Raw genomic sequence first — 12,233 nt, 5'->3', positions numbered from 1 at the left:
CGCCTGCTGAAGCGGAAATCAGGATTTTCATTGGATAACCATCAATAGGAGAGTTATGAACAACATTACGATTCGTCAGGCTGTTGCGTCGGATATTGACGCGCTTGCGCCTTTGTTTGACAGCTATCGGCAATTCTATGGCCGCGAGAGCGATATTCGTGCCGCGCGCGAGTTTCTATTGGCCCGTTTCAATCATGGCGAGTCGGCCGTGTTTATCGCCCATGATGCGAACGTTCCTATTGGGTTCGCTCAGCTTTATCCGAGCTTTTCGTCTGTCTCGCTTGCCGGAACCTTTGTGCTCAATGATCTTTTTGTGCGCGAGAGCAGTCGCCGTAAAGGCGTTGCTTCCTTACTGCTGGCAGCGGCGGTGGAATTCGGCAAATCATCGGCTGCGGCGCGCCTTTCGCTGTCAACGGCGATAAGCAACGAGACGGCGCAAGCGCTATATCAATCGGCCGGTTGGCGGCGTGATGAACAGTTTTTTGTCTATCACTATGCCATTCCGGCTCAATAATACTGGAGGCTACCGCTACCGGTAGCAAGGAATGAAAATGAAGGGTAGTTGTTTATGCGGGACCATTAAATACGAAATCGAAAGCATTGACATGCCTGTCGGCCACTGTCATTGCCAGACTTGCAGAAAGGCGCACGCAGCGCCGTTTGTCTCCACCGCTGGCGTAAAGCGCAAGCACTTCCGTTGGCTGCAGGGTGAGAACAGGCTTTCATCCTTCATGTCGTCTCCGGGCAAGCTGCGCCATTTTTGTTCCGTGTGCGGTTCCCATCTGGTCGCCGAACGTTTAGGCCAGCCTCATGTGATCGTTCGCATTGCGACGCTTGATGAGGACCCGGGCATCAAATCTTCGATGCACATCTGGACATCGCATGATGTACCATGGCTTGAATACGAAGATATGCCGGCTTATGCGGAATGGCAGCCGGGACGGTGAGGCGCTGACCAGGAAGTAGCTGCTCCAAACGACCTCGAGAAGCGCGCCAATCGCGAAGCGACGCGCCGGCAGCCTCTTGCCTGTTAGTGCGCCTTTACCGCCTCCATAGTTGCTTGCTCGAGAGCATGCCGTCGGTGCATTGGGAGCACTAAAAGGCTTGAGCACTCGCTGGAAGTCTGTCGATTCGGCGACATGCCCCGTTATCGAGCTTACCGCGTTTCCAGATGAAGTCTGAGTCGACTTGGGCGGTATGGCGCTGCTTATAGTCGGGCACCTGCACGCATCGGCACGTGGCATCCTCCAGCTTGGTATTAATCAGCAAGTACTCTGGCACTACTGAGTCGGCCAAGATGGAACCTGTCGTCATGGGAGGTGTTACTCCATTGGCAGAACTGTCCCGGACAGCGAAGCCTAGACCGGTGAATGCCGGAAATATGCCGTAGTCCGTGCGCAGGGAGTCGGCGCTTTCCGGGGTGTCATACAAATGGGACGCAAGCTCCGCCATCTCTCTCACACCATTTATATAGACGTCTTGTGGCACATCTTCATACTGTCTTGCCACGTTGCAGATCTGTTGCTCGCCAGGACTGAGGTTCGGGGAAGTGCAGTTGCCGGCCGGGCCGCCAAGGTCATCGGCAATGGCAGGCAGTACGTTGGGCCATGTGGCGAGCAGCGGGTTGACGACCTGTCTTTGTTCAGGCGTCGGCCGGCAGCGCATTACCACTAGATCCTGGCCATCTCTGTAGAAGTTGCCTATGAAGTCCAGGAAACTGTCCACTGTCGCGGGCGGCTTGAAAAACGTAGCGGCAGTGAAAAAGGCACGTTTACCCAGCGTGATCGATGTCACAGCTGTTCCAGGCGGCACCCAAACCAGGCGAAGAAAATCATTGTAACCATCGGCACGCGAATCCTTCGTAATGTCAGCGGCGTTGGCATGATCGCGGCGCCTTTTGACAGCGCCGGCCGGCATCAGATCTCCCGCGCTAAGGATGATATCTTGATTTGGCAAATCACCGATTTCTTGCATCTCATATGCTGCAAGTGAGTGATTCATTATTACCATGATCAGCGTTGAGATTAACAGGAAAACGGACTTCAATAACGGATGGGTTGGCATGATTCGCTCCTCTGACATTTAGCGCTCGAAATAATTGACATTAAAATCAGTTAATTGAAGAGTCAGGGCTATATACCTGTTTTGCAGGGCGAATGGCTATTCGTACGACCGCTTATTCCGTTTGCTGAAGCTCCATTGAATCAATCATTTCCTGTCAGGGAATGGGTTGAACATAGTGAAGCGCACTGACCGTGAGGGGCATATTTTTCACCGGCAACATCCTACATGACACAACAACGGGCCGGATTTGGCCAGTCAATCAAACAGGCAAAAATCGACCTTTGTCAGTCGTTCTATCGATATTTCCGGATGTCAGCATATATTTCAAAGCAGGCATAAAAAGTTAGCGTTCATCAAAGCTCAAAATCCAATGGACTCTTAGCCTGCTTAATTGTGACGCTTTGCACAGCATGAGTATAGATCATCATGGTTTTTAGAGCTGAATCAGGAGGAATTGCCAACATCGTCATGATTTCTGGAACTGGATATCATGAAATTTTAGGTGATATACAGTTAGCTAACTTGACTGACATCATAAATTAGTTAACTCACATCATAAATTGGTTGATTACAGAAAAAAAGCAGCGTAGATATGCGGAAACCATATAATTTTTTTCGGCGGCGAAGGGCACGAGGGCGGCCATGAAGATCGTGGCGCGCCGTCGAGGTAGAGCCCATCAACGCCGTATACCTTCACATTATCAGCGTCAATCCGCTGTTCACGAACTGCAAGAGGAGGAGCCCATGACTACAACGAATCCTATCCTCGAGCCCGAGGCTCAGAAGTTCGCCGACCTCACCGCCAAGCCGCCGTTCCTCTACGAGCTCGGCCCGGAAGGTGCGCGCAAGGTGCTCGACGACATCCAGGCCGCGCCGATCGAAAAACCTGATGTCGCAGAGGAGTGGATCACCGTCCCGGCCGAGGTCGGTGACGTGCGGGTGCGCATCGTGAAGCCGGTCCACGCGCCGGCCGTCGTGCCCGTGGTCCTTTACGTGCACGGAGGAGGCTGGATACTGGGCAATGCCGGCACTCACGATCGGCTCGTTCGCGAGCTTGCCGTGGGCGCCGAGACCGCTGTCGCTTTCGTCGAGTATGATCGCTCGCCTGAAGCCCACCATCCCGTCGCGATCGAGCAGGCGTATGCGACGGCGCGCTGGATCGTGGCGCAGGGCGCGCGAAGGGGCCTTGATGCGAGCCGCTTCGCCGTCGCCGGCGATTCGGTCGGCGGCAACATGGCCGCGGTGCTGGCGATCCTCGCGAAGCAGCGTGGCGACGTGCACTTCGTGCACCAGTCACTCTACTATCCCGTGACCGATGCGGCGCAAGACAGTGCCAGCTACCGGAAATTCGTGGACGGTCCCTTCCTTACCGCGAAGGCGATGGCCTGGTTCTGGGACGCGTACCTTCCGCAGCGCGACCAGCGAGGCGACATCACGGCATCGCCGCTGCGCGCGTCGCGCGAGCAGCTCGCCGGATTGCCGCCGGCGCTGGTCATCGTCGACGAGAACGACGTGCTCCGTGACGAGGGCGAGGCGTATGCACGGCAGCTCATCCAGGCCGGCGTGCCGACGACGAGCGTTCGCTACAACGCCATCATACACGACTTCATGATGCTGAATCCCGTCCGAGCCACGCAGGCTGCGACAGCAGCCATCGAACAGGCGATCCACGCCCTGCGCAAGGCGCTCCTGACCTGACCGAACCCTCGGTGCCGACGCCGATGCCTACCGTCGCCGGCGAGCCGAGCGGGTCTGGGGCGTTGGGCATGAGTTCCACTGGAGTGGAAGGGAGGTACGCCAGCAACAGCAGTCATTGGCACAATACCGTTTGAAATTCCTATACTCATCGACAAGGGAGGCAGACCATGAAGATCGTCGTCATCGGCGGCACAGGCCTGATCGGCTCGAAGACCGTTGCCATTCTGCGCCAGGGCGGCCATGAGGTCGTCGCCGCCTCGCCCAAAAGCGGCGTCAACACCATAACCGGCGAGGGCCTCAAAGAGGCCGTGACCGGCACGCAGGTGGTGATTGACCTCGCCAATTCGCCCTCATTTGAAGACAAGGCGGTGCTGGAATTCTTCGAGACCTCTGGCCGCAACCTTCTCGCGGCGGAAGCCGCAGCCGGCGTTCGGCACCATGTCGCGCTATCCATCGTCGGAACCGACCGGACGCCCGACAATGGCTATTTCCGCGCCAAGGTCGTCCAAGAGAAACTGATCGAGACCTCCGGCATCCCCTACACCATCATTCGCTCTACCCAGTTCATGGAATTCCTCGGCGGCATCGCCGCTTCAAGTACGGATGGAAATGTCGTCAGGCTTTCGCCCGGCCTGTTTCAGCCCATCGCGGCGGACGACGTTGCTGCCATCGTCGCCGAAGTGGCACTCGCGGCGCCGCGAAACAGCATCGTCGAGATCGCCGGCCCGGAGCGAGCCCCGTTCAACGAAATCGTCGCCCGCTATCTGAAGGCGGTCGGCGACCCGCGTGAGGTTGTGAGTGACCCCGAGGCACGCTATTTCGGCGGCCGGGTTGAGGAGCGCTCGCTCGTGCCGTTGGGCGAAGCACGCCTCGGCCGCATCGGTTTCGATGAATGGCTCCGCCGCTCAGAGGCAAGAGCCTGATCCTGCATCCACCAACCGAAGGAGAGTACTCCATGAAACGCATCCTCTATTCGCTGCTCTTCGCCGCCCTGCCGTTCGGCAGCGTCCTCGCCGAGGCGCCGAAGTCGAAGAACGCCAAGGTGACCCTGGTCTACCAGCACGAGCTGCCAAACGTTCCCGGCAAGAGTATCAAGGGCGTGCTCGTCGAATACGGCCCGGGCGGCTACTCGCCTGGTCATACGCATGCCAAATCCGCTTTCATCTACGCGACCGTGCTTGAGGGAGCGATCCGCAGTCAGGTCAACGACGGACCGGTGATAACCTACGAGGCCGGACAGAGCTTCTCCGAGCTGCCCGGCGACCGCCACGGTGTCAGCGCCAATGCCAGCGAGACGCAGCCGGCCAAGCTCCTCGCGGTATTCGTGGTGGACACGAACGAGACGGAACTAACGATCCCATTTGGGAACTGAGGTCTTACCTGGAAAATTCGTAAGTGTTCGCCCCTCCCCGGTTTTCAACAGTCATTCGGCGCATTACGCTGACGCTAATGCGCCCTATACGCTGTTTTGACAATTGGCACAGCGGTCAAAGAGACGCGCGCCCCTTACCTTAAGGTTGAACGACAGCTTTCTGTATTGCAGCCGCCATTTGGCTGAAATTCTTGAATGTCTCTGATTGGCACATAGCAGCTATTCACTTTTTTATCTTTGGATAATACTGGTATGAAGGTACATGAACAGCAAGGTAATAAAACGTAACACCCCTATACGGGCGTTTCTACACTGAAGCTTTAACTATTGATCCTTTCCATGAGTGAGTTAGGGCTCGATTCATAATCATGACTCACAAAAGCTCTGTTATTCCATAAGATGTTTATGCACTTTGACAGGGCCTGATCTGGAAGCGATTAGTCAATCTTTCAATACATAATTCGAATAATCAAGCCAGTACCTGCTAAGTCAGACAGTAATGGCACGAATAGAAAATTCAATCAAAAGGATGAACAATAAAAACAATGGAAAACTGATTTGGCTCAGCATCAGCAGTTGCCATTAGGCATAGCGATGTGGGAATCAGGGTGCCGAACTGGCTAGCAGTAATTTCCATTATTTTGTTAATGCTTTATCAACGGTTTGTTTTCGGCTTGATAAAAATTGGCAGACGAAAGTGGAAAAGAGGGACGTTCATTTACAAGCCTAGCCCCTTCAGGACGATGGCGAGTTTTTCCTTACTTTTAGGATAGAAACCATTATTAAGGCCAAAGCAATGGAGTCAAGGCGCAGGAAAAAAAGCCGAAATGGAAAGCGATCCGTTTATTGCGTTGTTCAGTGCAGATTAATGAACAACGCTTTCTCTGTGGAGTTTGTCATGGCAACGATATGTTTTTTAAAGCACTGTGCTCTAACGGTGCCGCTGGTTCTGGTGTTGGCTACTGCCAACGCTGCGCCCTACACTGTTGTTTTTGGCCCCCAAAAGTTCACGCGATCCACAGGCGCACCGGAGACAATTACAAAAAATTTCGCGCGCTGCGGCAATTCGCCATGCCAAATCGTTGTGGCTAACGGAGCGGCTAACGGCAGTAATCGCGTGAGCAGCGCTTCGGTATTTCTCAATGGCTCGCCGATCATCGGTCCGTCCGATTTTAACCGGCAGAGCAATAGCATCGTTCGCCCCGTGACACTCCGCAGCCGGAATGTTCTTGCGGTACGGCTTGCATCAAGTCCAGGCAGCTTTTTGAACATCACTTTGCAATGCGCGGCATCGTCTTTGGAACTGTCAGCAAGAGCGCCAGGCGTAAGCTTGGAATCCCCGGGTTCGCTTTTGTCGGCTGTCAATATCGTTAATGAAGGGAAGGTCGATGCAAAGGATGTGAAAGTCACCTCGATCTCTCTGAATGGCGGCAACTTAACTTCACCTGCTTTACCCCGCAACTTGGGCACGATACCGGCAAATCGCTCTGCGGTTCTTAACGCTAATTTCTCAGGTGCCGGTATGCCATTTGCCCCCGGCCGAAGCTACACGCTCACTGTGGACGGAACCTATACCGCAGGGCCTTCTGCCGCTTCTACCAGAGGGTCTTCGATCTACTGTTTTACCGCGAATGAAGACTTGACTATCCCGCCTGCCGCGCCAGGCAGTGCCGATTTGAAAACGGTCTCGGTGAAGAGCGCCTCTGTAACCGGCGGCAGGTTCCCAAGCCGCCCGCCCAAATTTGGCACTAATGTCAATCGACAAGGCTGGACAGTGCCGACAGGCCCATTTATACCGCTCGATGGGCCAGTGCCCAGCGGTACCAATGTTCAAAAAGCGCCTGGATCAATGTCCAGCGTTGTAAATGATCAAATAGGGCTCGTCGGCGGGCCGCCGGCCATTGATTTTGTCTTCAACAGCGGCTTAGGCCTTACTTCGGCCGGTGTTGGCTGCAGCGGAGACTCCCTGGCCGCCTGTGCGGAACCGAGTGGTGCTGTGACCGGCGGAGGCGTAGTCTTTGCTACGGCGAACTGGAGCGCGGCCTATTCGACGGATGGAATCAACTTTAAAACGCTGGACCCAACGAAAATTTTCCCTGATGACGCAATAGGGTTCTGTTGCGACCAAATCGTCCAATATGTGCCGAGCATCGATCGCTTTGTCTGGCTGCTACAAGGGACTGGCTATCGCTTGGCAATAGCCAGTCCAAGCGCCATCATCAATAGCAACGGCACTGCCTGGACTTACTGGAATCTCACGCCAGCTCTTTTTGGAGCGGCAGGTGTCGGATTGGATTATCCGGACTTATCCGTCGGCAACAATTTTCTTTATCTGAGCTGGAATGGTAAAGATGGATTGCAGGTCGCACGGGTGCCGCTCAGCGGAACGAATTCCCTGCAGGGCGCTGGCACGATCACCATCGGCTACACCGATCCCGCCAAAGCGTCAATGGCGTGGGGCAGTCATTTGACGCAAAATACAGGCGATGAGATTTTCTGGGCCGGACACAACAAGAACAGCAATATGCGGATTTTTTCGCTAAAGGAAAACGCAAATACTTACTTCTGGCGCGACCGCGGCATTTCCAGCTGGGCCAATAATGCGCCGACCTCATTGACGCCGGATGGGCGCGATTGGTTGGCTAAGAACTTTAACGGGCAGGGAGGTAATTCATTTCCAAAAAATGGCGTAATCGGCTCTACGCGAGTAGGCAATCAACTCTGGTTCGCCTGGAGCGCTGGGACGGACAGCAGGTTCAAGCAGGCACACGTGGAGATGGTCACATTCGACCGAAACAATGACTTCAAAAAGGTCAGGCAAGTGCAGATCTGGAATAATGATTATGCGTTCGCTTATCCGGCATTGGCGACCAATGCTTGCACAGGCGAAGTGGGTCTTTCGTTCGAATATGGGGGTAATAGCAAATACTACGAAAACCATGTGGTCGGATTTTGGGGTGATTTCATCGCCTATAGCACGACAGGCAGCAATGCCGGCACGACCCGTTACGGAGATTATGTGACAATTCGGCAGGCAACGCCGTCCAGGTCGGATCCAGGTAACTTGTTCGCAGCTTTCGGCTGGGCGGTCAACAAGGCCACAGCGCCCAGCACCGGTCTGACTACCGATGTTCATTACGTGCTGTTTGGCCGGCCGCCTTCTTCATGCGCCATTATTCTTAGATAAGTGATGACGTCGTATTTATGAATTTTATGGAGCTCAATCGGGGCTTATTGATGAGTTGAGGCTTGGTTTTGGTAATAATTTTCTTGTAGATGATATTGCTTTAAATGAGGTATCGAATGTTCTTGTACCAGCCGCAGTTTGGTTATTCGGCTCTGGATTAGTGGGACTGATGGGTTTTAATCGCAAACACGCTCAATCTGCGGCATAAATACCACCCGTTATTGCCAACAATATAACCGCCTTCCGGGCAATCCGAAGGCGGTTTTTTATTGTCTTCCATGTCCGAAGTATAAACTGGCGCGAATCAACAACCCTTCAATTTTGCGCGACCCACTCTCGTAATTGAGACACCACCCAGGCTCCATCATCCAGCGGCAGGTCATGGCCGGCCCAGGGATGGCTGCAATAATGCCAGCGCCATTTTCGATAGATGTCGACTGAGCATTCCGGCGAAACCAGACGGTCGCCCCAGGCATTCAGCAATAAAACGGATTGCTCGGGCCGCAGGCCGCAGGGCCGATAGCTGGCGGCAGCCCGGATTTGGCGCCAGCTGTTTTTCAGACTGACCGGCCGCTCCTGCTGTATGTTCTCCCAGGCCGTCACCGTCCGTTCATCCCGGGCCCGGTTGCTGACCAAAGCCAGAATCGCCGACTCACGCTCGCGCAGATTGCGCTTCAGAAGCAGCGCAGCCAGCCTGACCAGGCTCTGCCAGCGCAACCGGTGATAGAAAGGACTTAAACCAGCGAAACTGGTATTGATCAGCGCCGCGCCGCAGATATCGCCCGGGTACGTCAGCATCCACTCGAAGGCGACCATCGCCCCCAATGACAACCCCAGCACCGTTGCCGGTTCTTGCAGCAGGCCTGCCTGCTGCGCCTGTGCGCGCACCTTGTGCGTGATCTGGCTGATCGTGTCCGGGCTGACTTCCCGGTAGTAACGTCCGGTGCCGGGCAGATCCAGCGCCGTTATTCTGGCATCAGGGAAAGTCGCTTGCAGCAGGGGCACAAAGTCGCCCCAATGCGCCGATTCGCGGCTCAGCCCGCGCAACAGTATCCAGTTTCGCCCCAGATGCTCATTCATACCAGAGATTTACCGCTTTTTTTCGAAAGAGAGCTTTTTCCTGTTCATCCAAATGCGTCCAGTGCTTCGGATAAAGCAGGCAGCGGTGCAGAAAGTCGAACAGCATGAAATGCCGGCGGAAAATACGCTGCTGCCGATGCGGCAATACCGGATGAAACCAGCCCAGCCGCGAGAATAAATTAAGAGGACTCTTACGCAGCCAGAGCCATGAGCCCATCTCCAGCGTCAACGGCATGAAGAGGCGCTGATCACCATACTTTCGCCGGAAACCGTCGAACAGATAATCCCATAAATCCCCGTTGATCACGTATTCCAGGCACATGGGCTCGATTTTGTATACATGATGCCGATAGCAGCGATCGAACAGTTCCTTTAAAGCCAGGGCTTCGGCGATGAAGGCAAACGGTGTTCTGCAGCCGGCATAGGGAAACCACAACCGATCCTGAATGCCGAAGCCCGAGTGCAAATCCAGCGCGATGGACAGAGGCGCGCTGAACAACTGCTGGTCCACGATACGGCAGACCGCCCGGGTTTCCTTCTCCATGTTCAATACATCGCCGCGATACCAGGGCAGCCTGGGCGTCAACCGGTGGCCGCTATAAATGCGTGTGGCGCCTTTGCCGTCCACAGGCGAATTGCGCATCAGATCGACGCCGTTGCCGTTACAGCGCGTGCCGAAGCAGACACCGACAGGATTCACGACAGGCACGAATATTAGCCGTGATCTTTCAAGGCGCGCCTGAAACCCTTCGTCCCAGTCCATGAGCTGGCTGATGCTCTGCAGATAGGACAGGATGATCTCGGAGCCGATTTTTTCCAGGCCATGCACACCGCCGAACAAAGCCAGCGCGGGCGCGTCGGGACGGGTTGAGCCGAGCGTGATGCAGTGTATCGGGAACTCGTAATCCCGGTATTGAATCCGCTCCACCACCTCGACATTCGCCCGGTCTCCTAATTGCTCGATGATGCGGTTGATCTGTTCGAGCTCTGGAAAATTAACAGTACCCATCAGGCGGCAATTTGCGGCTTTTCATCAATGGTCAACGGCTCAAGCGGATGCTTAACGCCAAGCTTCCGCGCTATGCGGTCTCTGGCCTCGATGCCGACGACATGGCGCGTGTTGTCGACACCTTCAATAACAGACAGAAAACTGAGCCGGACTTCGATTTTATCCAGCGCCAGCATCCTGATCAAATGCGGCACGAACGCATCATCGCCAATAAAAGGCGCCTGCAGCCTGGCTTCGCCATGATATTGCAGCGCCACGGGCTGAATTGCCGACTGCATCGCCAGGGCCGGCTCAAACAGCGACGAATGAAAATGCAGGACCTCATCGCCGCAAGTGGTAGTGCCTTCGGGAAAGGCGATGATGTTGCGGCCGTCTTTCAGCAGCTCGGCCATGGCTTTGGCCGTTGCCTGGATACGGCGCTTATCGCCGCGCCGGATAAAGATCGTACCGGCTTGTCTGGCTAGATAGCCGACGACGGGCCAGCCGGAAATGTCGCTTTTGGCGACGAAATAAGCCGGCAGATAGCGGCCGATCACGATGATATCGAGCCAGGAGATATGATTGCTGGCCAGCAAAGTGCCGCGCCTGGGCAAGTCGCCTTCAACGATTATATCCAGGCATAGAATATGGCTGAACAGCCTGAGCCAGTGCATCTTCAGCTTGTCGCGCCTGTTTCCGGCATCCTCTACCGGGCACAGCCAGTTGACGACCGGAAAAATGCCCGTGGCAATGATCAGGCCATAACCGAATAGCAGAATGATCAGGAAAAGCCTATAGCACAGCCGCACAACGATCGCCATGAGTCTCTTGATAATCTCTCATATAATGTTTGCTGTAGCGCTCCTGCAGCTGATCCAGTGGCAGCAGCACGAATAAATCCATGCAATTGAAATCCTCGTCCCAACAAGGCTCACCGCAGACCAGCGCACCAAAGCGCAAGTAGGCTTTCAGCAACGGCGGAATACCCGATTCATCGCGCTTGCAACGCAAGTGCGCCGGGACCGGCACGCTAGGCATGACCTGCATTGAAGCCGGCGCCTTGTTTCTGGCATCGATACTGCGATAAACTGCATCGACGGCAAAACCGCTGGGGCCGGGTGTGATGCTGGCGCAGCCCAGCAGATAGTTAAAGCCGCCTTCCAGCGCATATTGCACCAGTCCCGTCCACAACGTGGTCAATACCGCACTGCCGCGATAATCCGGATCGACGCAGGTTCGCCCGATTTCAAGGAAACGGCCAGGCAATGTCAGGACCTGATCCAGATCGAATTCGCTTTCTGAATAAAACCGGCCCAGCCGCTGGGCCTGATATTGATTCAGCAGGCGCGTGTAGCCGACGATTTTGTGAGTGACGTTATCGAATACCACCAAATGCTCACAGTAGTCATCCACTTCATCATGATCGATCCCTTCCGAAGCGGACTTGAGTCTGGCGCCCATTTCCCCGGCAAACACCCGGTAGCGCAAAACCTGGGCTTGCCTTATCAACTCCTCTGAACGGGTAACGAAACATTCCAATCGCCTGGCCGGCTTAATTTGTACTGCTGCATCTATATTTTTCATGTGTCATCAACGGGTGAAATAAAAGACAGCGTTACAATAAGCGGTCAACATGTCAGTTATGTGTCCGGCCCGTGAACATTGCATGACAGGAAAATGACATTTTTGTGAAAGTATTGACGGAGTGAAATTGCCGATTGTCGGCATTCGATTCAGAGCAGATGTCAGGCTTTAGGCGGATAGTGGGAGTAGGGCGAATTCATTCGACTCGATCTGAAACGCTGCCTGGCATCCGCATCGTACTTCCGTAGCTGAGCCTGAAT

12 protein-coding genes are annotated in these 12,233 nt (G+C 54.8%); 6 read left to right on the top strand and 6 right to left on the bottom strand.

Features of this window, described 5'->3' with window-relative positions:
* Window positions 1-55 precede the first annotated feature (55 nt).
* A complete protein-coding gene (locus tag ACTNE6_RS19105) occupies window positions 56-514 on the top strand; it encodes a GNAT family N-acetyltransferase (protein WP_442497907.1) in 459 nt (152 codons plus the stop codon).
* A 37-nt stretch (window positions 515-551) separates the two neighbouring features.
* Window positions 552-947, top strand: coding sequence for a GFA family protein (locus tag ACTNE6_RS19100; RefSeq protein WP_442497906.1), 396 nt, complete (start codon window positions 552-554; stop codon window positions 945-947).
* Between the two features lie 148 nt (window positions 948-1,095).
* Here the strand turns inward: ACTNE6_RS19100 and ACTNE6_RS19095 are convergent, their stop codons facing one another.
* The gene (locus tag ACTNE6_RS19095) at window positions 1,096-2,064 is read right to left on the bottom strand and encodes a hypothetical protein (RefSeq protein WP_442497905.1); all 969 of its coding nucleotides are present in this window, start codon (window positions 2,062-2,064) and stop codon (window positions 1,096-1,098) included.
* Window positions 2,065-2,808: 744 nt separating this feature from the next.
* Here ACTNE6_RS19095 and ACTNE6_RS19090 point away from each other — a divergent pair.
* The 3 genes from ACTNE6_RS19090 to ACTNE6_RS19080 all read left to right on the top strand — a co-directional run bounded on the left by ACTNE6_RS19090 (window position 2,809) and on the right by ACTNE6_RS19080 (window position 5,134).
* Window positions 2,809-3,762: an alpha/beta hydrolase gene (locus ACTNE6_RS19090; RefSeq protein WP_442497904.1), complete on the top strand. Its 954-nt coding sequence runs from the start codon at window positions 2,809-2,811 to the stop codon at window positions 3,760-3,762.
* A 167-nt stretch (window positions 3,763-3,929) separates the two neighbouring features.
* Entirely contained in the window at window positions 3,930-4,685 is a 756-nt protein-coding gene (locus tag ACTNE6_RS19085; RefSeq protein ID WP_442497903.1) for an SDR family oxidoreductase, read from the top strand.
* Window positions 4,686-4,717: 32 nt separating this feature from the next.
* Window positions 4,718-5,134, top strand: a complete 417-nt coding sequence (locus tag ACTNE6_RS19080; RefSeq protein ID WP_442497902.1) for a cupin domain-containing protein — start codon at window positions 4,718-4,720, stop codon at window positions 5,132-5,134.
* Window positions 5,135-6,112: 978 nt separating this feature from the next.
* Here the strand turns inward: ACTNE6_RS19080 and ACTNE6_RS19075 are convergent.
* A complete protein-coding gene (locus ACTNE6_RS19075) occupies window positions 6,113-6,568 on the bottom strand; it encodes a hypothetical protein (RefSeq protein ID WP_442497901.1) in 456 nt (151 codons plus the stop codon).
* 88 nt (window positions 6,569-6,656) lie between these two features.
* Between ACTNE6_RS19075 and ACTNE6_RS19070 the strand changes: the two genes are divergently transcribed.
* Complete coding sequence (locus ACTNE6_RS19070; protein WP_442497900.1) at window positions 6,657-8,321, top strand: hypothetical protein; 1,665 nt, start codon at window positions 6,657-6,659, stop codon at window positions 8,319-8,321.
* 315 nt (window positions 8,322-8,636) lie between these two features.
* Here ACTNE6_RS19070 and ACTNE6_RS19065 read toward each other — a convergent pair whose 3' ends face one another.
* Genes ACTNE6_RS19065 through ACTNE6_RS19050 form a run of 4 tightly spaced genes read right to left on the bottom strand, consistent with a single transcriptional unit; the run spans window position 8,637 to window position 11,973 of the window.
* Complete coding sequence (locus tag ACTNE6_RS19065) at window positions 8,637-9,401, bottom strand: alpha/beta fold hydrolase (RefSeq protein ID WP_442497899.1); 765 nt, start codon at window positions 9,399-9,401, stop codon at window positions 8,637-8,639.
* Window positions 9,394-10,410 (bottom strand): M14 family zinc carboxypeptidase, encoded by a 1,017-nt coding sequence (locus tag ACTNE6_RS19060; protein WP_442497898.1) that lies wholly within the window; start codon window positions 10,408-10,410, stop codon window positions 9,394-9,396. Before ACTNE6_RS19060 ends, ACTNE6_RS19065 begins: the two co-directional genes overlap by 8 nt.
* The gene (locus ACTNE6_RS19055; RefSeq protein ID WP_442497897.1) at window positions 10,410-11,210 is read right to left on the bottom strand and encodes a lysophospholipid acyltransferase family protein; all 801 of its coding nucleotides are present in this window, start codon (window positions 11,208-11,210) and stop codon (window positions 10,410-10,412) included. Before ACTNE6_RS19055 ends, ACTNE6_RS19060 begins: the two co-directional genes overlap by 1 nt.
* A complete protein-coding gene (locus ACTNE6_RS19050) occupies window positions 11,182-11,973 on the bottom strand; it encodes a GNAT family N-acetyltransferase (protein WP_442497896.1) in 792 nt (263 codons plus the stop codon). The genes ACTNE6_RS19055 and ACTNE6_RS19050 overlap by 29 nt, the downstream gene beginning before the upstream one ends.
* Window positions 11,974-12,233: the final 260 nt, after the last annotated feature.

Origin of the sequence: Methylobacter sp. sgz302048, from assembly GCF_052162025.1 — a bacterium.
GTDB lineage: Bacteria > Pseudomonadota > Gammaproteobacteria > Methylococcales > Methylomonadaceae > Methylobacter.
This window is presented reverse-complemented; position numbering and strand designations above follow the sequence as displayed.

What these genes read in the sequence shown, in the direction of transcription:
- ACTNE6_RS19105 (WP_442497907.1), top strand. Translation starts at nt 56, where the DNA reads ATGAACAACATTACGATTCGTCAGGCTGTTGCGTCGGATATTGACGCG.
- ACTNE6_RS19100 (WP_442497906.1), top strand. Translation starts at nt 552, where the DNA reads ATGAAGGGTAGTTGTTTATGCGGGACCATTAAATACGAAATCGAAAGC.
- ACTNE6_RS19095 (WP_442497905.1), bottom strand. Translation starts at nt 2,064, where the DNA reads ATGCCAACCCATCCGTTATTGAAGTCCGTTTTCCTGTTAATCTCAACG.
- ACTNE6_RS19090 (WP_442497904.1), top strand. Translation starts at nt 2,809, where the DNA reads ATGACTACAACGAATCCTATCCTCGAGCCCGAGGCTCAGAAGTTCGCC.
- ACTNE6_RS19085 (WP_442497903.1), top strand. Translation starts at nt 3,930, where the DNA reads ATGAAGATCGTCGTCATCGGCGGCACAGGCCTGATCGGCTCGAAGACC.
- ACTNE6_RS19080 (WP_442497902.1), top strand. Translation starts at nt 4,718, where the DNA reads ATGAAACGCATCCTCTATTCGCTGCTCTTCGCCGCCCTGCCGTTCGGC.
- ACTNE6_RS19070 (WP_442497900.1), top strand. Translation starts at nt 6,657, where the DNA reads ATGCCATTTGCCCCCGGCCGAAGCTACACGCTCACTGTGGACGGAACC.
- ACTNE6_RS19065 (WP_442497899.1), bottom strand. Translation starts at nt 9,401, where the DNA reads ATGAATGAGCATCTGGGGCGAAACTGGATACTGTTGCGCGGGCTGAGC.
- ACTNE6_RS19060 (WP_442497898.1), bottom strand. Translation starts at nt 10,410, where the DNA reads ATGGGTACTGTTAATTTTCCAGAGCTCGAACAGATCAACCGCATCATC.
- ACTNE6_RS19055 (WP_442497897.1), bottom strand. Translation starts at nt 11,210, where the DNA reads ATGGCGATCGTTGTGCGGCTGTGCTATAGGCTTTTCCTGATCATTCTG.
- ACTNE6_RS19050 (WP_442497896.1), bottom strand. Translation starts at nt 11,973, where the DNA reads ATGAAAAATATAGATGCAGCAGTACAAATTAAGCCGGCCAGGCGATTG.